The sequence below is a fragment of the Streptomyces sp. NRRL S-350 genome, assembly GCF_000719705.1.
Lineage (GTDB): Bacteria > Actinomycetota > Actinomycetes > Streptomycetales > Streptomycetaceae > Kitasatospora.
Genome location: NZ_JOHO01000011.1, coordinates 103,076 through 122,785 on the forward strand (window position 1 = coordinate 103,076; position 19,710 = coordinate 122,785).

Genomic DNA, 19,710 nt, shown 5'->3' on the forward strand with positions numbered 1-19,710 from the left:
GACGGCTGACGGCTCACCGCTCACGGCCGCCCGCCTGCGACTCGCGGCTCGCGGCTCGCGGCTCGCGGCTCACGACTCGTCGGGCTCACTACCCTCCAGCGCCTGCTCGAACCAGACCACCTTGCCGATCCCCTCGGCCCGGGCTCCCCAGCGCAGTGCCAGCCGGCGGACCAGCTCCAGGCCCCGGCCGCCCTCGTCGGCCTCGGCCGCGTGCCGCTCCCGGGGCGGGTCGGGCAGCGGGTCGGAGATCTCGACCAGCAGCGTCTCGCCGAGCGTCAGCCGCACCCCGATCGGGGCGCTGGCGTACCGGACGGCGTTCGTGACCAGCTCGCTGACCAGCAGCTCGGCGGTGTCGGTGAGCGCTTCGACGTGCCACTCGGCGAGCGTGGAGCGGACCAGCCGGCGGGCCCGGGAGACGGCGGTGGGCTCGGCGGGCAGGGTCCAGCCGGCGGTCGGGGTGCCGGCCTGGCCGTGGCCCAGCCGGGCCAGCAGCAGCGCGACGTCGTCCGGCTCACGGCCCTGCTCCATGGTGTCGAGCACCGCCTCGCAGGCGGCCTGGATGGAGGCGTGCGACTGCTGGAGGACGGTGAGCAGCCGGCCGAGGCCGACGTCCAGGTCCTTGTCCCGGGACTCGACCAGGCCGTCGGTGCACAGCGCGAGCAGGCTGCCCTCGGGGATCTTCAGTTCGATCGACTCGAACGGCACTCCGCCCACGCCGAGCGGGGCGCCGGAGGGCAGGTCGAGGATCCGGCCGGCGCCGCCGGGCAGCGGGCCACCGGTGCGGGTCGGCTCCTTCAGCTCCTCGCCGGGCACCACCAGCACCGGCGGGATGTGCCCGGCCTTGGCGACGGTCAGCCTGGCCGTCGCCGGGTCGAAGACCGCGTAGATGCAGGTTGCGAGCAGCGCCTCGTCGGGGCCCTGGGCGAGGTCGTCGGCCAGCTCGTGGACGTGCCGCAGGAGGACGTCCGGCGGCAGGTCGAGGGCGGCCAGCACCCGGACGGCGGTGCGCAGCCGGCCCATGGTGGCGGCGGCCCGCAGGCCGTGGCCCATCACGTCGCCGACCACCAGGGCGGTGCGGTCGCCGGGCAGCGGGATGACGTCGAACCAGTCGCCGCCGACCTCGGTGCCGCTGCTTCCGGGCACGTACCGGTAGGCCACCTCGACGCCGGTGGGCTGCGGGACCTGCTGCGGGAGCAGGGTGCGCTGCAGGGTGAGCGCGGCGGTGCGCTCGCGGGCGTAGAGGCGGGCGTTGTCCAGCGAGCTGCCGGCCCGGTCGGCCAGCTCGACGGTGAAGGCGAGGTCGTCCCGGTCGAAGCCCTCCCGGTAGCCGGCCCGGCTGACCAGCAGCAGACCGATCACGATGCCCCGGGCGCGCAGCGGGACGACCAGCATCGAGTGCACGCCGAGGTCGCGGGCGGCCTGCATCTTGGGGTCGCCGGGGTAGGTGACGTCGTCCAGTTGGTCGGCGCCGGAGAGCAGTTCGGGCACACCGGTGCGCAGCACCCGGCCGCAGGCGGAGTCCTCGGCGAAGGTGATCCGGGCGCCGCGGCGCAGCATCACGTCGACCTCGGGGCCGTCCTGGACGGAGGCGGTGCCGAGCTGGAGCAGCGAGGTGCGCCGGTCGTGGCCGTGCCGGGGCAGGTCGTCGCCGTGCGCGACGGCCTGGAGGAGGATCACCGCCGAGTGGTCGGTGAGCCGGGGGACGACCGAGCCGGCGAGCTCCTGGGCGATCCGGGAGGCGTCCAGCAGGTCGCCGACCCGGGAGCCGAACTCGTTGAGCAGCGAGAGCCTGCGCCGGGCGTGCTCGACCTTCGCGACGGCCCGGTAGCGCTCGGTCACGTCCATCACGGTGCCGGAGATGCCGAGCACCCGGCCGGAGCGGTCGGTCATCCGGCTGTAGGAGATCGAGCGGTAGCCGGCCCGGGTGGTGACCGGGGAGGCCAGGGTGACGTCGATGACCGGTTCGCCGGTGGCCAGCACCTGGCGCTGGATGGCGGTGATCTCGTCGGCGGCCCGCTCCGGCAGGGTCTCGCCGGTGGTGCGGCCGACGTGGTCCTCCAGGGCGACGCCGTTCATCTCGGCGAGGGTCTGGTTGACGGCGGTGTAGCGCAGTCCGGTGTCCAGGATGGCGATGCCGAGCGGGGACTGCTCGAACAGTGCGTCGCGCACCGCGAGGTCCCGCTCGATGGCCCGTACGGCCTCCTCCTCGGCCAGGCTGACCTGCAGGAACGGGGTGCCGTCCCCGTCGACCAGGAGGGAGATCCGGGCGTCCACGGCGATCGGCACGCCGTCCCGGTCGCGCAGCTCGGCGTGGCCGGCCCAGCGCCCGTTCCGCAGGGTGTCCTGGATCGCGGCGCGGATCCGGCCGACCTGCTCCTGGTCGGCGATCAGCTCGTCGATCCGGCGGCCGACCAGCAGCTCGTTCGGCCAGCCGAGCAGTTCCTCGGCGGCCGGGCTCCAGAGCACCACCCGGCCCGCGGTGTCCAGGATCGCGATGGCGACCTTGAGCATGTCGAGCAGGCTGCCCTCCGCCGGGGCACCCAGGCCGCTCGGGGTGTCGCCGGGCCCGCCGGGGAACGGCCGGCCGGGGCGGCTGCGCAGGCCGCTCCGGGCTCCCGCCTCGGGCAGCGCCAGGGTCGGCGCCGGCTGGGCGGGCCGCGCGGCCTCGGGGGCGGTGACGGTGCCCCGCCGGCGCCCGGTCGACGGCTGGGAGGCGGCCGGACGGGCGGCGCGGCGCAGCCGGGCGCGGGCGGCGGCGCTCCCCGCGCTGCCTGCCCGCCGCTCTCCCCCGCCGCCGTTCCCGGTACTCGACACCGAGGAGGCCTCCGGCTCTGGTCGGGATCGGCGTCGCCGGCTGGGGACGGCTCACCGATGGTGACGAATAGTGCCGAAAAGTGACATACCCAGCAGAACCCAGGCTATCCCGGCCGTCGACTCCACTTGTCCGATTGACCTACCCGGCGGACTGCGCGTCGCCCGTTCCCGGCCTGGTCAGCAGCCCGGCGACGTGCGGCAGCACGTCCCGGTCGTGATCGATCCAGTCGACGGCGTCCAGCTCGTCCGGGCCCAGCCAGCGCAGCGCGTCGTGGTCCTGCAGCGCACGCGGCTCGCCGGCCAGCAGTTCGGCGGCCCAGAACCGCAGCTCCAGGCCGGGGCGCACGGCCCACGCGCCGGGCAGCCGGGACAGCGCACGCGCCCGGACGCCCAGTTCCTCCAGCAGTTCGCGCTCCAGCGCCTGCGCCTCGGTCTCGCCGGGCTCGGCCTTCCCGCCCGGGAACTCCCACCGCCCGGCCACCGCCTCCGGCGCGCTGCGGCGGGCGGCGAGCACCCGGCCGTCGCGGACCAGAGCGCCGCCGACCACGATCCGGGGCTCCGCGGGGCGGTCGGCGGCCCGCTCCACGGGCTGTGCGGCGTGCGTGGCGTGCGTGGCGTCCATGGGCCCGACCCTACGGCCTCAGGCGTTGCGCGGTGCGCCGTCGTCGGAGCCGGCCACCCGGGCCGGCCGCGCCGCCCCGGCCTCCTCGACCCAGTACAGCTGTTTGTGGCCGCGCGCCTCGAACTCGGCGGCCAGCCGCTGCGCCCCGGCCCGGTCCAGGTCCGCCGCGACCAGGAACCGGTTGCCGCTGTCGTCCTGCCGCATCACCCGGTAGGTGCCCATGGCGGGAGGGTATCCGGCGCGCACCGGGCGTGGGGCCGGTTCCGGACGCCGTCGCGCCCCCGGCTCGCGTGGGGGTCGGGCCGGGGGCACGACGGGGACGCTACGCCGGGCGCGCTTCCGGCAGGTACGGCCGCGGTTAACGGCCGGTAACCGCGGCCGCGGCGGCTCAGACCCGAAGGTCGGGCGCCTGCTCGCCGGTGGGCAGGCCGAGCGTGCGGCGGATCTCCACGGACATCGGCACCGTCTTGGCCACCAGCGTCCTGGCCCGGCGCAGGTCACCGTCCAGGTCGTGGCCGGAGGCCGCGGCGTCCCAGACGGCGGCCGCCTGCGACTGGGCGTCGGCCAGCTTGGCGATCTTCGGCTGGACGTCGGCCGGAAAGCTCGCGGCCGACCCGCCCAGCGCGGCGGCCTCGGTGCGGGAGGCGGCGGCCATCCGCCCGGCCCAGGCCCGGTAGTCGGCCTCCGCGGCGGAGACGTCCTTCTTGGGCTGGTCCAGGAAGGTGCCGTCGAAGCCCCGGACGGCTTCCAGGTAGGCCAGCTGAGGCGCGGTCAGGCTGCCCCGGTCGGTGCGGACCGTGCCCCGGTGCTGGTCCTCGCGGTCCTCGAAGCCGCAGGTGACGTACCGTTCGCCGGCCGCCCAGTTGACGGCGGTCGGGTACAGGTAGACGTCACCCATGCCGTCCGGGACGGCCCACTGGTCCAGGGCGTAGTCGTCCAGCACCTTGCGGCACAACTGGACGGCCGACTCGCGGACCTCGCCCTCGCCCGGGTACGGGCCGTTGCTGACCGGGAGCCCGGCGGTGCCGGCCACCTCGCCGTGGTGCGGCTCGGAGCAGGCGACCCGGCGCACCCAGTACACCGTCTCGTCGCCGTCCCCGCCGGTCACCGAACCGCCCTCGGGGGAGCTGTAGCAGTCGCCCGCCTTGAGCGCGGACCAGTGGACGGAGCCGGCCGGCGCGTGCGGGGCCTGGCCGAACCGGCCGGGGCGGGCGGAGCCGAAGTCCCCCGCCCCGAGGAGCAGGGCGAGCAGCAGCGTGCCGATCGTGCCGAGCACCAGACCCGTCACCGCCATGCCGAAGCCGCGCTCCTTGCGGCGGTTGATCTGGACCAGCGCCACGATGCCGAACACCAGGGCCAGCGGCGCCACCAGGACCAGGCCGGTCACCAGGGAGCCGATCGCGAAGCCGTTGCTGGGGGCGGCGGCCGGGGGGAAGCCCGGACCGTACGGGGGGCCCGGGCGGAAGCCGGACTGCGCGGCGGGTGTGACGGAGGCCCAGCCGCCCGCGGGCAGCGGGTGCGGCGGTTGGGGCGGAGCCGACGACGGCAGGGGGACGGCCTGCGGGTGCACGGCCTGCGGGTGGACGGCCTGCGGGGGCGCGGGAGCGGGCGGCTCGGGGGCGGCCCAGGGGTCGACGGGTGCGGGCGCGGGCGCGGGCGCGGGCGCGGGCGGCGGGGTGTCGACGGGCGTCGTCCCAGGGGCCTGCGCGGGATCGACGGCTTCCTTGCGGAAGTCCACCCGGGGGTCCTGGCCCGCCGCCGGGCCCGCGCCGGTGTCCGTACCCGGGTGCGGCCCCGAATCCGGCCCCGTCCGCGCGGGCTCGTCCGCCGCCGGGGCGAGCAGCTCGGGCTCAGGCTTGGACACGTGGACTCCCCCAACCCGCCGGAGCGGGCATCGGCTCGGCGTTCGGCGCCATGGCTCGGGCCCGAACGGGCCCGATGTGAACGGTCGCGCGACTTTACCCGATCTTTCCGAACGCCTGCCCGCGCCCACCCGGCCCCCGCCGTCCGCTCAGCGCTCAGCGCTCAGGCCGATGCCCCGCCTCAGGCCTCAGCCCCAGGCCCCAGGCCCCGGCATCAGCCGCGGGCCAGGATCTCACCGTGCAGCATCGAGAACCAGCCGTCACCGGCGGTGCTCCACTCCCGCCAGCCGGCCGCGATCAGTTCCGGCTCGCCCGGGTCCGCGTAGCCCCGCTCCACCACCGTCCGGCCCAGCGCCGTGCCGGTCACCCGGTCCGCCCACATCCCGCCCCACCAGGCGCGCTGCTCGGGCGTCGCATACGTCCAGGTGGTGGCGCCCGCGGTGACCTCGGCGAAGCCGGCCGCACGCGCCCAGGACAGCAGCCGCCGACCGGCGTCCGGCTCGCCGCCGTTGGCGCGGGCGGTCCGCCGGTACAGCTCCAGCCACCGGTCCAGCGCGGGCACCTCGGGGAACCAGGTCATCGAGGCGTAGTCGACGTCGCGCGCCGCGACCACCCCGCCGGGGGCCACCACCCGCCGCATCTCGCGCAGCGCGGCCACCGGGTCGGCCACGTGCTGCAGCACCTGGTGGGCGTGCACGACGTCGAACTCCCCGTCCCGGTAGGGCAGTCGGCGGACGTCGGCGCGCTCGAAGACGACGTTGGACAGGCCGCGCGCGGCCACGTGTCCGGCGGCCTGCTCCAGCACCTCGGCAGAGGTGTCCACGGCCACCACCCGGCCGTCCGGGCCGACCAGCTCGGCCAGGTCGGCGGTGATCGTTCCGGGTCCGCAGCCGATGTCCAACAGCGCCTGGCCGGGGCGCAGTTCGGGCAGCAGGTAGGCGGCCGAGTCGGCGGCGGTACGGGAGCGGTGCGAGCGCAGCACGGCCTCCTGGTGGCCGTGGGTGTAGACGGCGGCGGGCTGCGGTCCGGACATGGGATCCCCCTGGGGTGTGGTCGGCCTTCCGTGCTCCGAGGCCTCCGACGCTACTCCTCGTCCCGCATGCCGAGAAGATCCGTCTCACCTGTCGACCATCCGAGGCGCCACCCGCCCCCGGCCGCCGTACCGTGGAGGCGCCCCCGACAGAACGGTCCCCGCCCATGCCCGGCCCGCGCCCCTTCGTCCTGCTGAGCGCCGCCGTCTCGCTCGACGGCCACCTCGACGACGCCTCCGCCGACCGGCTGCTGCTCTCCAACGCCGCCGACTTCGACCGGGTGGACGGGGAGCGCGCGGCCGCCGACGCGGTCCTGGTCGGCGGCAACACCCTGCGCGCCGACAACCCGCGCCTGCTGGTCAACGACCCCGCTCGCCGGGCCGCCCGACTGGCCGCCGGCCGGCCCGAGCACCCGCTCAAGGTGACGCTCAGCGCGAGCGGCGCCCTCGACGGGGAGCTGCGGTTCTGGCACACCGGCGGCGCCAAGGTCGTCTACACCACCGACGCCGGGGCGACCGCGCTGCGCCCCCGGCTGGACGGGCTGGCCGAAGTGGTCGCGCTCGGCGGCGCGGTGGACCTCGGCGCGGTGCTGGACGACCTCGGCGCGCGCGGCGTGCGGCGGCTGATGGTCGAGGGCGGCGGGGGCGTGCACACCCAGTTCCTCGCCCGGGGCCTCGCGGACGAGCTGCAGCTGGCCGTCGCCCCGCTGCTGGTCGGCCAGGCCGAGGCGCCCCGGTTCGTCCGCCCGGCGGCGTTCCCTGGGGGGCCGACCCGGCGGATGCGACTGCTGGAGGCACGTACCGTGGGCGACGTCGTCCTGCTCAGGTACGCCCCCAAGGAGCCCGCGCCGTGAACCGCCACACGACCACCGACCTCGACCACCTGCGCCGGGCCGTCGAACTCTCCCGCCGCTGCCCGCCGTCCGGGACGGCCTTCTCGGTCGGCGCGGTGATCGTCGGCGCCGACGGCGAGGTGCTGGCGCAGGGGTACAGCCGGGAGGCGGACGCGCACGACCACGCCGAGGAGGCGGCCCTGGCCAAGCTCCCGGCCGGCGACCCCCGGCTGCGCACGGCGACCGTCTACAGCTCGCTGGAGCCCTGCGGGCAGCGCGCCTCGCGCCCGGTCCCGTGCGCCCGGCTGCTCATCGCGGCGGGCGTCCCGCGCGTGGTGGTCGCCTGGCGCGAGCCGGACCTGTTCGTGGCCGCCTGCCAGGGGACGGCGCTGCTGGAGGCGGCCGGCGTCGAGGTGGTGGAGCTGCCGGAGCTGGCCGCGGAGGCCCGTGCGGTCAACGCCCACCTGCTCGGCTGATGTTTTGTATCATTAAGGAACAAACAGCTCGCGTTCGTCCCACCCAGGAGCCCCCATGCCCGCCGCCCCCGTCCGGCTGACCGCCCGCGCCCTCCTCCTGGACATGGACGGCACCCTGGTCAACTCCGACGCCGTCGTCGAACGCTGCTGGGGCCGCTGGGCCGAGCGGCACGGCCTGGAGCCGGCCGAGGTGCTCGCCGTCGCCCACGGACGCCAGGGCCACGCCACCATGGCCGCCCTCCTGCCCGACCGCCCCGCCGAGGTCAACCTCGCCGAGAACGAGCGGATGCTCGACGAGGAACGCGCCGACACCGAAGGCGTCGTCCCGATCCCCGGCGCGCCCGCCTTCCTCGCCTCACTGGCCGGCCTCCCGCACGCCCTGGTCACCTCCGCCGACCAGCCGCTCGCCCGGATCCGGATGCACGCCGCCGGCCTGCCCCTGCCGCCCGTCCTGGTCACCGCCGAGTCCGTCGGCGCCAGCAAGCCGGACCCGGAAGGCTTCCTCAAGGGCGCCGCCGCCCTCGGCTTCGCCCCCTCCGACTGCCTCGCCCTCGAGGACTCCGGTGCCGGCATCGCCGCCGCCAGGGCCGCCGGAACGCGCGTCCTCGGCATCGGCCCCCGCGCCGCCGCCCACCACCCGGACGCCCACGCCGACACCCTCACCGCCGTCACCGTCACCGCAACCCCGGACGGCCTGCTCACCATCACCGTCGACTGCGGGGAATGAACACCGAACCGCCTTCGAAACCATGCCGCCGAGGACGTTCTCGTACGCCCCGAGCAGCCGGCGGGCGTTCACCGGCGAGTGGGGGAGGGTCGGGCTCCATGGAGTCCGACCCTCCCCGACCTGCACACTTGCCAGATCAAGTGACACGAAGTAGCGAACTGATCACATATTGAAGCGGAACGTCCATCACAAGGCTGTGACCTGCGAAGATGCCGATCCCGGCGGCCCAAGTCAGCACAGAATCAGCACGGTGACTCGAACTCGCAGCCAGCCATCAGTAGTGGTAGCGGGCGGCCAGAACGATGATCTCCCGGTCCGTCACCAAGTAGACGAGACGGTGCTCGTCGTCGATCCGCCGCGACCAGGCCCCGGGCAAGTGGTACTTCAGTGGCTCGGGCTTGCCAATGCCAGTGAACGGGTCGCGCAACACGTCCTCGATGAGCTTGTTGATCCGAGCGAGCATCTTGCGGTCGCTCTTGAGCCAGGAGGTGTAGTCCTCCCAGCCGGTCTCCTCGAAGACGAGCCTCACGCGGCACCCTTCTCGCCATCCGCCGCATCAGGGTGGATGAGCTCCCGCTCGGAAAGCCCTATGCCGCCAAGGGCGTTCTCATACGCCTTGAGCAAGCGGCGGGCATTCACGGGAGAGCGCAACAGGTAGGAGCCTTCACGCAAGGCGGCATAGTCCTCGGCCGAGACGAGCACGGCATTTCCGTGCTTGGAGACGATCTCAATGGCCTCGTGATCGTCGTTGACCTTCTTGATCAACGGGAAGAGAGCCTTGCGCGCCTCGCTGGCAGTGATCGACATCGACTGAACTCCCTCCACGACTAGTACCACATAACGTACCACTCAAGTGAATGCGACGGGCCGAAGAAGTCAGCACCAAGTCAGCACGGAAAAGGGATCGGGGCCCACCTCAAGGGAGGTGGGCCCCGTCCGACCTGCTCGTTTGACAGATCGATCTATCTCAAAGTAATCAAACGCTCACACGTTGAAGCGGAACTCGACCACGTCGCCGTCCTGCATGACGTAGTCCTTGCCCTCGATGCGGGCCTTGCCCTTGGAGCGGGCCTCGGCGATGGAGCCGGCCTCGACCAGGTCGTGGAAGGAGATCACCTCGGCCTTGATGAAGCCCTTCTGGAAGTCGGTGTGGATGACTCCGGCGGCCTCGGGGGCGGTGGCGCCCTTCTTGATGGTCCAGGCGCGGGTCTCCTTGGGGCCTGCCGTCAGGTAGGTCTGCAGGCCGAGGGTGTCGAAGCCGACCCGGGCGAGGGTGGCGAGGCCGGGCTCCTCCTGGCCCATGGACTGGAGGAGTTCGAGGGCCTCGTCGTCGTCCAGCTCGATCAGCTCGGACTCGATCTTGGCGTTGAGGAAGATCGCCTCGGCGGGGGCGACCAGTTCGCGCTGGGCGTTCTTGAAGTCCTCGTCGGCCAGCTCCTCCTCGTCGACGTTGAAGACGTAGAGGAAGGGCTTGGCGGTCAGCAGGTGCAGGTCGCGGATCGGGGCGGTGTCGAAGCCGGCCTCGAAGAGGGTCTTGCCGGTCTCCAGGATCGCCTGCGCGGCCTCGGCGGCGGCCAGCACGGGGGCGGTGTCCTTCTTGAGGCGCGCCTCCTTCTGGAGCCGCGGCAGGACCTTCTCGACGGTCTGGAGGTCGGCGAGGATGAGCTCGGTGTGGATGGTCTCGATGTCGTCCTTGGGCGACACCTTGCCGTCCACGTGCACCACGTCCGGGTCGGTGAAGGCGCGCACGACCTGGCAGATCGCGTCGGACTCGCGGATGTTGGCGAGGAACTTGTTGCCCAGGCCCTCGCCCTCGCTGGCGCCCCGCACGATGCCTGCGATGTCGACGAAGTCGACGGTGGCCGGGAGGATGCGCTGGGAGCCGAAGATCTCGGCGAGCTTGGCCAGCCGCGCGTCCGGGACGCCGACCACGCCGACGTTCGGCTCGATGGTGGCGAACGGGTAGTTGGCCGCCAGCACGTCGTTCTTGGTCAGGGCGTTGAACAGGGTCGACTTGCCGACGTTCGGCAGGCCGACGATTCCGATCGTGAGCGACATGAAGCGCAGTCCCGGGGGCTTGGAGGAGTTGGGTCGGCACCGTGCGGGCCGACCCCCAAGTCTACGGGCAGCGCCCGCGGGGCCCGACTCGTCGGTCGACACCGCCCGGGGCCCGGCGGTTCGGGCCGGTCGCCGGGCCTGCCGGCGGTGTGGAAGCGGCCGGTGGCCGAGCAGGACGACCCGTCCGAGCGACGATCACACGACTACGCCGTCCGGAGACACGGACCAGGACCTGAACGGTCCATTACACAGTGTGGCGATGATCGGACCGTACGTTGGGCGGGTGGAGCAGAGGATCCGTACCCAGCCGCCAGGGCCCAGACGCCGTCCGCCGAACGGCGCGGCCGCAGCCGCCGTCCCCGGTCCAGGCCGGGCTCCCGAGACCGGCGGGGCCTCCGCGAGGCCCGCTCCCTCGTCCCGGCTGCGCCCGGTGGCCGGCCCGCCCGACGCCGTCCGTCCGGCCGCCCCGCGGCTGCGCCTGCCGTTGCGCGGGCGCGGCGGCGCGCAGTTGTACGGGCGGCGCCGGACGGGCCGGCCGACCCGGCTGACGGCCGTCGGCACCGGCGTGGTCGCCACCCTGGCCACGGTCGCGGTGGCGGGCGCGGACCGGTTGCTCTTCGACGATCTCGGCTGGCTGTTCGGCCTCGGCTACCTGGTGGTCTGCTTCCAGCTGGCCGTCCGCGTCCGCTTCGCCGACCTGCTGGCCGCGCCGATCAGCGGGCCGATCGCCTTCGCCCTGGCGCTGCTGCTGCTCGCGCCGGTCGGCTCGTCGGGCTTCACCGCGCAGGTGGTCACGCTGGCGACCGGGCTGGCGCTGCGGGCCGGCTGGCTGTTCTCCGGCACCGGGCTGGCCGCGCTGATCGTGCTGGCCCGCTTCGTCGCCCAGCGCCGGATCCACCGCTCCCGCTGAGGCCGGAGCGTCCGACCCACCCGGACCGTCCGACCCACCCGGACCGCCCGCCCCACCCGGAGCATGCGACCGCCCGGGGCCCGGGGCGCCCGGACCTCAGCCCGCCGCCCGGGCCGCTGCCATGGCGGCCCCGACGATGCCCGCGTCGTTGCGCAGCTCCGCCGGCACCACCCGCGCCTCGCGGTCCTTCAGCAGCGGCAGGAACTTGTCGTGCTTGCGGCTCACGCCGCCGCCGATCACGATCAGCTGCGGCGAGAACAGCATCTCCACGTGGTCCAGGTACTCGTCGACCCGCCCGGCCCACTGCTCCCAGGTCAGCTCGTGCCGGTCCTTGGCCGCGGAGGAGGCCCGGCGCTCGGCGTCCTTGCCGCGCAGTTCCAGGTGGCCCAGTTCGGTGTTGGGCACCAGCACGCCGTCGACGAGGAGGGCGCTGCCGATGCCGGTGCCGAAGGTGAGCACCATGACCACGCCGGCCTGGTCCCGCCCGGCGCCGTGGGTCACCTCGGCGAGGCCGGCCGCGTCCGCGTCGTTGAGGACGGTCGTGGGCAGGTCGAGCGCCTCGCGGAAGAGCCCCGCGGCGTCCAGGTCGATCCAGCCCTTGTCCACGTTGGCGGCGGTCCTGGTCCGGCCGCCGACCACCACGCCGGGAAAGGTCAGCCCGACCGGGCCCTGGTGGTCGAAGTGGCGGACCACCTCGCGGACTGCGGCGACCACGGCTTCGGGGGCGGACGGTTGCGGGGTCAGCACCTTGTAGCGCTCCTCGGTGAGCGCTCCCCGGGCGAGGTCGACCGGCGCGCCCTTGATCCCCGAGCCGCCGATGTCCACGCCGAATACCGCCGTCATCACGTCCACCCTCCGCCGTGCCCGCGGACCCGCTTGTCCACAGCCTGTGAACAAAAATACGAGAGGGCGCACGGCTCCGCACAGCAGAGAGCCCGGTGTCCCGCGCGGGACACCGGGCTCCGCGGAGGCGTCAGAGCTTGCCCGCCGCCTCGGCGCGCAGGTCGCGGCGGAGTTCCTTGGGCAGCGAGAAGATCAGGTGCTCCTCGGCCGTCTTGACCGTCTCGACCGTGTCGTAACCGCGTGCGGCCAGGAATTCGAGCACGCCGTCGACCAGGATCTCGGGCACCGAGGCGCCGCTGGTCAGGCCGACGGTGGCGACGCCCTCCAGCCATTCCTCCTGGATCTCCTCGGCGAAGTCCACCAGGTGGGCGGCCTTGGCGCCGTACTCCAGGCCGACCTCGACCAGGCGGACGGAGTTGGAGGAGTTCTTGGAGCCGACCACGATCAGCAGGTCGGTCTCGGGGGCCAGCTGCTTGACGGCGACCTGGCGGTTCTGGGTCGCGTAGCAGATGTCGTCGCTGGGCGGGCTGACCAGCGCCGGGAAGCGCTTCTTCAGCTCGCCGACGGTGGCCATGGTCTCGTCCACCGACAGGGTGGTCTGGGACAGCCAGACCACCCGGGACTCGTCCCGGACCCGTACGTTGGCGACGTCCTCGGCGCCGTCCACCAGGTGGATCCGGTCCGGGGCCTCGCCCATGGTGCCGATGACCTCCTCGTGGCCCTCGTGGCCCACCAGCAGGATGTCGTAGCCCTCGTCGGCGAAGCGGACGGCCTCCTTGTGCACCTTGGTGACCAGGGGGCAGGTGGCGTCGACGGTGGCGAGCTTGCCGGCCCGGGCCTCGTCGTGGACGGACGGGGCGACGCCGTGCGCGGAGAAGACCACGATCGAGCCCTCGGGCACCTCCTCCGTCTCGTCGACGAAGATCGCGCCCTTCTTCTCCAGGGTCTGCACCACGTACTTGTTGTGGACGATCTGCTTGCGGACGTAGATGGGGGCCCCGTACTGCTCCAGGGCCTTCTCCACGGCGATCACGGCGCGGTCGACGCCCGCGCAGTAGCCCCGGGGGGCGGCGAGCAGGACACGGCGCTGCGCGGTGTTGGACATGGCTCCATCGTACGGGCGACCGCGTGCGGCGCCGCCCGGGACGGGGAGCCGCGCCGACGGCGGGCGCTTTCCGGACAGGCCCGGTCACGAGTGCTCAAATGCTGTGTCTATGAGCGCAGTGAGCGAGCAGGCGACGCCGAGCGGCCTGCGCCGCAGTCTGAGCGTCCGCGATCTGATGGTCTACGGGCTGCTGTTCATCGCCCCGATGGCCCCGGTCGGCGTGTTCGGCGTGCTGGACGCCAAGAGCCACGGCGCCGTCGCCACGGTCTACCTGGCGGCCACGGTGGCGATGGGCTTCACCGCCTTCTCGTACGCCCAGATGGTGCGCGCCGTGCCGCAGACCGGCTCGGTGTTCGCCTACGCGCGGGCCGGGCTGGGCGAGGGCCCGGGGTTCGTCGCCGGGTGGATGGCGATGCTCGACTACCTGCTGATCCCAGCGGTGGCCTACCTGTTCTCCGGCATCGCCCTGCACTCGCTGGTGCCGGGCGTCCCGCGCTGGCTGTGGACGGCGATCGCGGTCGTGGTGACCACCGCGCTCAACCTGGCCGGGGTGCGGACGGCAGCGGCGGTCGGCTTCGCGGTGCTCGCGATGGAGATCGCCGTCCTGGCGGTGTTCACGGTCGCGGCCGTGGTGGCGCTGGCCCAGGACGGCGCCCGGCGCGGCTGGGACACCCCGTTCACCGCCGTCGGCGGCTTCTCGCTGACCGCCGTGGTCTCGGCGGTCTCCGTCGCGGTGCTCTCCTACCTGGGCTTCGACGCGATCGCGACCTTCGTCGAGGAGGCGGTCGGCGCCTCCGCGGCGGTGGCCCGGGCGGTGCTCTGGTGCCTCGCCCTGGCCGGAGTGCTGTTCGTCGCGCAGACCTACCTGGCGGCGGTGCTGGAACCGATGGGCCCGCAGCAGCTGGCCGCCACCCCGGCGGCGCAGGGCTCGGCCTTCTACGACACCGTGGAGACCGGCGTCGGGCACTGGCTGCACGTGCTGGTGGCGGCCAGCAAGGCCGTCGGCGCGGCCTTCGCGGCACTGGCCGGGCAGGCGGCCGCCGGGCGGCTGGTCTTCGCGATGGCCCGGGACGGGCGGCTGCCGCGCGTCCTCGGCTCGGTCGACCCGGCCAGCGCGGTGCCGCGGCGCGCCCTGCTGACGGCCGCGGTGATCACGATGGCGGCGGCGGTCTGGGCGGCCGACCGCGACGACGGCCTGGACCAGCTGACGTCGGTCGTGAACGTGGGCGCGCTGACCGCCTTCGCGCTGCTGCACGCCTCCGTGATCGGCTGGTACGCGGTGCGGCACGGCTCGCGGGACCGCCTGCGGCACGTGGTCGTACCCGTGCTGGGGATCGTGGTGATCGGCGCGGTGGTCTACGAGGCCTCGACCACCGCGCAGCTCGTCGGACTGGTCTGGCTGGCGGTCGGCCTGGTGGTGCTCGGCGTCCAGGGCGCCGCCGGCCGGGGCACCGCCGACCGGGGCGGCGACGGTGGGGACGGCGGCGGCCGGGGCGGCGACGGTGTCGGCGGGCGCCGCTAGCCTCGTACGCATGGCCAACACCAGCTCCCCCGAAGCCCCGCTCCCGGTCGGCAAGGTCTCCGCGCTGATCGGCGGCTGGATCGACCGGCTCGGCGCGGTGTGGGTGGAGGGGCAGATCACCCAGCTCAGCCGCCGGCCCGGGGCGGGCGTGGTGTTCCTGACCCTGCGTGACCCGCAGGCGGACGTGTCGCTCACGGTGACCTGCTTCCGCTCGGTGTTCGAGCAGGTCGCGGACGTCGTCCAGGAGGGCGCGCGGGTCGTCGTGCACGCCAAGCCGGAGTGGTACGCGGCACGCGGCCAGCTGTCGCTGCGGGCCTCCGAGATCCGGCCGGTCGGCCTGGGCGAACTGCTGGCCCGGCTGGAGCAGCTGAAGCGGCGGCTCGCCGGGGAGGGCCTGTTCGCGGCCGAGCGCAAGAGGCCGCTGCCGTTCCTGCCGCAGTGCGTCGGCCTGGTCACCGGGCGCGGGTCGGCGGCCGAGCGGGACGTGCTGGAGAACGCCCGCCGGCGCTGGCCGGCCGTCCGCTTCGAGGTGCGCAACGTGCCGGTGCAGGGGGTCAGCGCGGTGGAGCGGGTGAGCGCGGCCGTCCGGGAGCTGGACGAGCACCCCGAGGTGGACGTGATCGTCGTGGCGCGCGGCGGCGGCAGCGTGGAGGACCTGCTGCCGTTCTCGGACGAGGGCCTGGTGCGGCTGGTCGCGGCCGCCCGTACGCCGGTGGTCAGCGCGATCGGGCACGAGCCGGACCAGCCGCTGCTGGACTTCGTCGCCGACCTGCGCGCCTCCACCCCGACCGATGCCGCCAAACGGGTGGTTCCGGACGTCGGCGAGGAGCTGGCCAAGGTCCGCCAGCTGCGCGACCGCGCCCGCCGGCACGTCCTGGCCCGGGTCGAGCGCGAGCAGCACGGGCTGGACGGGCTGCGCAGCCGCCCGGCGCTGGCCGCCCCGCACCGGATGCTGGACGGCCGCGCGCAGGAGGTGGAGGGACTGCTGGAGCGGGCCCGGCGCACCCTGCGGCACCGGCTGGACCACGCGCAGAGCGATCTCGGGCACACCCTGGCGCGGGTCGTCGCGCTCTCCCCGGCGGCCACCCTGGAGCGCGGCTACGCGGTGCTCCAGCGCACGGACGGCACGGTGGTGACCGACCCGGCGCAGGTCGCGCCCGGCGAGGGGCTGCGCGCCCGGGTGGCGGGCGGCGGCTTCCCGGTGACGGTGGCGGAGGAGGGGCAGGCGGCGGTCGAGGAGCGTTAGCAGGGGGGTCGAGGAGCGCCGGGCGGGGTCGAGGAGCGCCGAGCGGGGGCCGGGCGGGGTCGAGGAGCGCCGCCGCTGTCGGTCCGAGCCCCTACGCTGGCTCGCATGGCAGAGCAGCAGGAGCAGCAGGACGCGGCGGCCCCGACACCGGACGACGCGCTGGGCTACGAGCACGCCCGGGACGCGCTGCTGGAGGTCGTCCGGCAGTTGGAGAACGGCGGCACGTCGCTGGAGGAGTCGCTGGCCCTGTGGGAGCGCGGCGAGCAGCTGGCGAAGGTGTGCCAGCGCTGGCTGGACGGCGCCCGAGCCCGGCTGGACGCCGCGCTGGCCGCCGAGGAGGGCGGGGCCCCGGGCGGTGGGTGAGGCGACCGTGCGGCGCACGCGAAGCCGCTCGACAGCCGCCCGAGAGCGGCGCACCGGCGGCGTGATGCGGGTCACATTGCCTTGGGGAATCGTTTAAAATTCACCTATGTTGGAGGGAGTGATCGGCCCCGGCCGGCCACTCCGACGAACCCCCTCCCGCATGAGGTGCAGAAGCATGACCACCGACGCCCTGGTACTCGACGCCGCCGCTCAGGACCTGCTGTTCCGCGAGGCCCGCACCGCGAACACCTTCACCGACGAGCCGGTCTCCGAGGAGCAGATCCAGGCCATCTACGACCTGGTCAAGTTCGGCCCGACCGCCTTCAACCAGCAGCCGCTGCGCGTCGTCCTGGTCCGCTCCGCCGAGGGCCGCGAGCGCCTCGTCCGGCACCTGGCGGACGGCAACAAGGCCAAGACCGCCGCCGCGCCGCTGGTCGCCATCCTGGCCGCGGACAACGAGTTCCACGAGGAGCTGCCGACCCAGTTCCCGCACTTCCCGCAGGCCAAGGACGTCTTCTTCTCGGAGCGTGCCGTCCGCGAGCAGTCCGCCTCGCTGAACGGCGCCCTGCAGGCCGCCTACTTCATCATCGGCGTGCGCGCCGCCGGCCTGGCCGCGGGCCCGATGACCGGCTTCGACGCCGAGGGCATCGACAAGGAGTTCTTCGGCGACGGCGACCACTCCGTGCTGGCCGTGGTCAACATCGGCAAGCCGGGCGACGACGCCTGGTTCCCGCGTTCGCCGCGCCTGGCGTACGACCAGGTCGTCACCACGGTCTGACCCGCCCATGCGAGAGGGCCCCGCACCGGTTCGCACCGGTGCGGGGCCCTTCGGCGTTCCTGCGGCCGCGCTACTTGAGCGCCTGCGCCAGCTCGGCCAGTTCCTCGTAGGACGCGGTGCCGGTGAGCAGGGTGGTCCCGGAGCCGGTCTGGGTGGCCAGCGCGCGGGCCTTCTCGCCCCGCACCCGGTCCCAGGCGTGGCCGGCCACCTCGGAGGTGCCGTCCGGCTCGCCGCCCGCGACCTTGTCGGCCAGGAGCGAGTCGCGCGGCGCGTCGCTCTGCTCGACCGCCGCGTACTGGCCGGAGGGCGTCACGAAGCCCAGGTGCCAGACGTTGCCCTTGCCGTTGCTCTGGTCCGCCGGCCGGTAGCTGACCGAGGTGGCCCGCCACTTGTCGGACAGCCCGTCCGGGGAGAGCAGCGGGTAGGGCGCGGCACGCTTGGCGCTGGCCGCCGCCACCTTGTACTCGACCACGTGCACCGGATCGCTGTCGGCGTCGTGCGGGAGGAACAGGTACCCGATCCAGACGACGAAACCGACCGCCAGCATCGACAGGACCATGTCCCGTACGGTCTGGCGGCCTCTCATGCCCTTGCTCTCTGCAGCCACCCCCACATGGTGACTCATCGCCGTTGCGGCCCGGCCACCCGGGGGTCCACGTCCGGGTGAACCGGGAGGAAGGGGCGGTTTCCGCCCGCACGGCGACCTGCGCCACAGACAGTCATCTCGTGGACAGATACGATCGCAGGACCCTCACCACGGCGTTCGACCAGGCAGTAGTCGGGCGCTTACTGGCCGTCGCGTACAGAGAGGTAACGACGATGACCACGCAGTACCCGCACCATCTTCCCAGCGCCCTGGAGGTCGCGCCCGAGGCTCCGGACCGGAACCTCGCGCTCGAGCTCGTCCGGGTCACCGAGGCGGCCGCGATGGCCGCCGGCCGGTGGGTCGGACGCGGCGACAAGAACGGCGCGGACGGCGCCGCCGTCAAGGCGATGCGCACCCTCGTCTCGACCGTCTCGATGAACGGAGTGGTCGTCATCGGGGAGGGCGAGAAGGACGAAGCCCCGATGCTCTACAACGGCGAACGGGTCGGCGACGGCACGGGCGCCGAGTGCGACGTCGCCGTGGACCCGGTGGACGGCACCACCCTCACCGCCAAGGGCATGAACAACGCCGTGGCCGTGCTGGCCGTGGCCGACCGCGGCACCATGTTCGACCCCAGCGCCGTGTTCTACATGGACAAGCTGGTGGCCGGCCCGGAGGCCGCCGAGTTCGTCGACATCACCGCCCCGCCGGCGGTCAACATCCGCCGGGTCGCCAAGGCCAAGGGCAGCGCCGTCGAGGACGTCACCGTCGTCGTGCTCGACCGCCCGCGCCACGACGGCCTGGTCCGGGAGATCCGCGAGGCGGGCGCCCGGATCAAGTTCATCTCCGACGGCGACGTGGCCGGCGCCATCATGGCCGCCCGCGAAGGCACCGGCGTGGACCTGCTGATGGGCATCGGCGGCACCCCGGAGGGCATCATCGCGGCCTGCGCGATGAAGTGCATGGGCGGCGTGATCCAGGGCCGGCTGTGGCCCAAGGACGACGCCGAGCGGCAGAAGGCCCTCGACGCCGGCCACGACCTGGACCGGGTGCTCACCACCAACGACCTGGTCAGCGGCGAGAACGTGTTCTTCGTCGCCACCGGCATCACCGACGGCGAACTGCTGCGCGGTGTGCACTACCGCTCGGAGACCGCCACCACCAGCTCCCTGGTGATGCGCTCCAAGAGCGGCACGATCCGCGAGATCAACTCCACCCACAAGCTCGCGAAGCTGCGGGCCTACAGCGCGATCGACTTCGACCGCGCCAACTGACGCGCCCGACGGCCAGGGCGCCCACGCACAGCACACCGCGGCCCCGGCGGAATCCTCCGCCGGGGCCGCGGTGCGTCCGGACCCGGGTCTTCGGCCCCGCCCGCGACGCCGGGCTCTCCGCCCGGCCGTCAACCGGCTATCCGGCGCGCGGCCGCCGACGTCACCCGGGCCGCCTCGCGCAGCTCCGCGTCCCGGCGGCGGCGCCGGGCCAGCACCACCCGCCGCTCGGCGGCCGTCAGCCCGCCCCAGACCCCGTACGGCTCCGGCTGGGCCAGCGCGTGCTCGCGGCACTCCAGCAGCACCGGACAGCGGGCGCACACCTGCTTGGCCTGCTCCTCACGGGACAGCCGGGCCGCCGTCGGCTCCTTGGAGGGCGCGAAGAACAGCCCCACCTCGTCCCGCCGACACGCCGCACCGGTGTGCCAGGGGTCGTCCTCTCCCCCGCCGGCGCCCGGCCGGCCGCCCCGGGGCTGCGGCTGCGGACGCACTTCGGGACGGCGCTCCAGCAACTGCGCGGCAGCGACGGGCGAGGTGGGGCGGGACTCGATCGGATGCAGCACGGCCGTACTCCTGACGAGGCTCTCGGACACGGGGAACCCTCGCTCCCCTGGCGGCTGCGAGCCCCCGCTGTCCAACCCTCCGGAACGGCCGCTGGGCCGCC

General features: G+C 74.1%; 19 protein-coding genes and 1 pseudogene. 8 read left to right on the plus strand and 12 right to left on the minus strand.

From position 1 onward, the window contains the following. Positions 1 to 69 precede the first annotated feature (69 nt). From IF30_RS0112900 to IF30_RS0112920, 5 genes are all read right to left on the minus strand, one after another. Positions 70 to 2,814 carry a SpoIIE family protein phosphatase gene (locus IF30_RS0112900; RefSeq protein ID WP_107054387.1) on the minus strand — a complete coding sequence of 915 codons (2,745 nt, stop codon included), beginning with the start codon at positions 2,812 to 2,814 and terminating at the stop codon, positions 70 to 72. Positions 2,815 to 2,953: 139 nt separating this feature from the next. After that, a complete protein-coding gene (locus IF30_RS0112905) occupies positions 2,954 to 3,436 on the minus strand; it encodes an NUDIX domain-containing protein (RefSeq protein WP_078891361.1) in 483 nt (160 codons plus the stop codon). Between the two features lie 18 nt (positions 3,437 to 3,454). Further along, positions 3,455 to 3,658: a hypothetical protein gene (locus IF30_RS0112910; protein ID WP_030236517.1), complete on the minus strand. Its 204-nt coding sequence runs from the start codon at positions 3,656 to 3,658 to the stop codon at positions 3,455 to 3,457. 166 nt (positions 3,659 to 3,824) lie between these two features. After that, on the minus strand, positions 3,825 to 5,300 hold the full coding sequence (locus IF30_RS43465; protein ID WP_051710078.1) for a DUF4190 domain-containing protein: 1,476 nt from the start codon (positions 5,298 to 5,300) through the stop codon (positions 3,825 to 3,827). Positions 5,301 to 5,512: 212 nt separating this feature from the next. Next, positions 5,513 to 6,331 (minus strand): methyltransferase domain-containing protein, encoded by an 819-nt coding sequence (locus IF30_RS0112920; RefSeq protein WP_030236523.1) that lies wholly within the window; start codon positions 6,329 to 6,331, stop codon positions 5,513 to 5,515. 164 nt (positions 6,332 to 6,495) lie between these two features. Between IF30_RS0112920 and IF30_RS50785 the strand changes: the two are divergent. Together IF30_RS50785 and IF30_RS0112935 are read left to right on the plus strand one after the other, a co-directional pair. Then, positions 6,496 to 7,637: pseudogene (locus IF30_RS50785) on the plus strand (dihydrofolate reductase family protein). 55 nt (positions 7,638 to 7,692) lie between these two features. Further along, positions 7,693 to 8,364 (plus strand): HAD-IA family hydrolase, encoded by a 672-nt coding sequence (locus IF30_RS0112935; RefSeq protein WP_030236527.1) that lies wholly within the window; start codon positions 7,693 to 7,695, stop codon positions 8,362 to 8,364. A gap of 274 nt (positions 8,365 to 8,638) precedes the next feature. Here the strand turns inward: IF30_RS0112935 and IF30_RS0112940 are convergent, their stop codons facing one another. The 3 genes from IF30_RS0112940 to ychF all read right to left on the minus strand — a co-directional run bounded on the left by IF30_RS0112940 (position 8,639) and on the right by ychF (position 10,422). After that, a complete protein-coding gene (locus IF30_RS0112940) occupies positions 8,639 to 8,893 on the minus strand; it encodes a Txe/YoeB family addiction module toxin (protein WP_030236528.1) in 255 nt (84 codons plus the stop codon). Further along, positions 8,890 to 9,171: a type II toxin-antitoxin system Phd/YefM family antitoxin gene (locus tag IF30_RS0112945; RefSeq protein ID WP_030236529.1), complete on the minus strand. Its 282-nt coding sequence runs from the start codon at positions 9,169 to 9,171 to the stop codon at positions 8,890 to 8,892. The genes IF30_RS0112940 and IF30_RS0112945 overlap by 4 nt, the downstream gene beginning before the upstream one ends. A gap of 177 nt (positions 9,172 to 9,348) precedes the next feature. Then, complete coding sequence (ychF, locus tag IF30_RS0112950) at positions 9,349 to 10,422, minus strand: redox-regulated ATPase YchF (RefSeq protein ID WP_030236530.1); 1,074 nt, start codon at positions 10,420 to 10,422, stop codon at positions 9,349 to 9,351. Between the two features lie 430 nt (positions 10,423 to 10,852). On the opposite strand from ychF, the gene IF30_RS0112955 reads away from it, so the two are divergent. Then, positions 10,853 to 11,332: a DUF6542 domain-containing protein gene (locus tag IF30_RS0112955; RefSeq protein ID WP_051710083.1), complete on the plus strand. Its 480-nt coding sequence runs from the start codon at positions 10,853 to 10,855 to the stop codon at positions 11,330 to 11,332. Between the two features lie 96 nt (positions 11,333 to 11,428). Here the strand turns inward: IF30_RS0112955 and ppgK are convergent, their stop codons facing one another. Beyond that, positions 11,429 to 12,175 carry a polyphosphate--glucose phosphotransferase gene (gene ppgK, locus IF30_RS0112960; protein WP_030236534.1) on the minus strand — a complete coding sequence of 249 codons (747 nt, stop codon included), beginning with the start codon at positions 12,173 to 12,175 and terminating at the stop codon, positions 11,429 to 11,431. 130 nt (positions 12,176 to 12,305) lie between these two features. After that, positions 12,306 to 13,280, minus strand: a complete 975-nt coding sequence (locus IF30_RS0112965) for a 4-hydroxy-3-methylbut-2-enyl diphosphate reductase (protein WP_030236536.1) — start codon at positions 13,278 to 13,280, stop codon at positions 12,306 to 12,308. Positions 13,281 to 13,389: 109 nt separating this feature from the next. Here IF30_RS0112965 and IF30_RS0112970 point away from each other — a divergent pair, with 109 nt between their 5' ends. From IF30_RS0112970 to IF30_RS0112985, 4 genes are all read left to right on the plus strand, one after another. Beyond that, positions 13,390 to 14,802 carry an APC family permease gene (locus IF30_RS0112970; RefSeq protein ID WP_030236538.1) on the plus strand — a complete coding sequence of 471 codons (1,413 nt, stop codon included), beginning with the start codon at positions 13,390 to 13,392 and terminating at the stop codon, positions 14,800 to 14,802. Between the two features lie 10 nt (positions 14,803 to 14,812). Next, positions 14,813 to 16,048 carry an exodeoxyribonuclease VII large subunit gene (gene xseA, locus IF30_RS0112975; RefSeq protein ID WP_030236546.1) on the plus strand — a complete coding sequence of 412 codons (1,236 nt, stop codon included), beginning with the start codon at positions 14,813 to 14,815 and terminating at the stop codon, positions 16,046 to 16,048. Positions 16,049 to 16,153: 105 nt separating this feature from the next. After that, positions 16,154 to 16,411: an exodeoxyribonuclease VII small subunit gene (locus tag IF30_RS0112980; protein WP_051710084.1), complete on the plus strand. Its 258-nt coding sequence runs from the start codon at positions 16,154 to 16,156 to the stop codon at positions 16,409 to 16,411. Between the two features lie 175 nt (positions 16,412 to 16,586). Next, the gene (locus IF30_RS0112985; RefSeq protein ID WP_030236550.1) at positions 16,587 to 17,189 is read left to right on the plus strand and encodes a malonic semialdehyde reductase; all 603 of its coding nucleotides are present in this window, start codon (positions 16,587 to 16,589) and stop codon (positions 17,187 to 17,189) included. Positions 17,190 to 17,259: 70 nt separating this feature from the next. On the opposite strand, the gene IF30_RS0112990 is transcribed toward IF30_RS0112985, so the two are convergent. After that, complete coding sequence (locus IF30_RS0112990) at positions 17,260 to 17,796, minus strand: DUF4245 domain-containing protein (RefSeq protein WP_234322694.1); 537 nt, start codon at positions 17,794 to 17,796, stop codon at positions 17,260 to 17,262. 212 nt (positions 17,797 to 18,008) lie between these two features. Here IF30_RS0112990 and glpX point away from each other — a divergent pair, with 212 nt between their 5' ends. Then, positions 18,009 to 19,049: a class II fructose-bisphosphatase gene (gene glpX, locus IF30_RS0112995; RefSeq protein WP_030236553.1), complete on the plus strand. Its 1,041-nt coding sequence runs from the start codon at positions 18,009 to 18,011 to the stop codon at positions 19,047 to 19,049. 128 nt (positions 19,050 to 19,177) lie between these two features. Here glpX and IF30_RS41355 read toward each other — a convergent pair whose 3' ends face one another. Further along, a complete protein-coding gene (locus IF30_RS41355; RefSeq protein WP_051710218.1) occupies positions 19,178 to 19,537 on the minus strand; it encodes a WhiB family transcriptional regulator in 360 nt (119 codons plus the stop codon). Between the last annotated feature and the right edge of the window lie 173 nt (positions 19,538 to 19,710).

Bases quoted from the DNA above. Each gene is read 5' to 3' on its own strand.
- IF30_RS0112970 (WP_030236538.1), top strand. From the start codon at position 13,390: ATGAGCGCAGTGAGCGAGCAGGCGACGCCGAGCGGCCTGCGCCGCAGT.
- IF30_RS0112985 (WP_030236550.1), top strand. From the start codon at position 16,587: ATGACCACCGACGCCCTGGTACTCGACGCCGCCGCTCAGGACCTGCTG.
- IF30_RS0112980 (WP_051710084.1), top strand. From the start codon at position 16,154: ATGGCAGAGCAGCAGGAGCAGCAGGACGCGGCGGCCCCGACACCGGAC.
- xseA (WP_030236546.1), top strand. From the start codon at position 14,813: ATGGCCAACACCAGCTCCCCCGAAGCCCCGCTCCCGGTCGGCAAGGTC.
- IF30_RS0112905 (WP_078891361.1), bottom strand. From the start codon at position 3,436: ATGGACGCCACGCACGCCACGCACGCCGCACAGCCCGTGGAGCGGGCC.
- ychF (WP_030236530.1), bottom strand. From the start codon at position 10,422: ATGTCGCTCACGATCGGAATCGTCGGCCTGCCGAACGTCGGCAAGTCG.
- IF30_RS0112920 (WP_030236523.1), bottom strand. From the start codon at position 6,331: ATGTCCGGACCGCAGCCCGCCGCCGTCTACACCCACGGCCACCAGGAG.
- ppgK (WP_030236534.1), bottom strand. From the start codon at position 12,175: ATGACGGCGGTATTCGGCGTGGACATCGGCGGCTCGGGGATCAAGGGC.
- glpX (WP_030236553.1), top strand. From the start codon at position 18,009: ATGACCACGCAGTACCCGCACCATCTTCCCAGCGCCCTGGAGGTCGCG.
- IF30_RS0112965 (WP_030236536.1), bottom strand. From the start codon at position 13,280: ATGTCCAACACCGCGCAGCGCCGTGTCCTGCTCGCCGCCCCCCGGGGC.
- IF30_RS0112945 (WP_030236529.1), bottom strand. From the start codon at position 9,171: ATGTCGATCACTGCCAGCGAGGCGCGCAAGGCTCTCTTCCCGTTGATC.
- IF30_RS0112935 (WP_030236527.1), top strand. From the start codon at position 7,693: ATGCCCGCCGCCCCCGTCCGGCTGACCGCCCGCGCCCTCCTCCTGGAC.
- IF30_RS0112910 (WP_030236517.1), bottom strand. From the start codon at position 3,658: ATGGGCACCTACCGGGTGATGCGGCAGGACGACAGCGGCAACCGGTTC.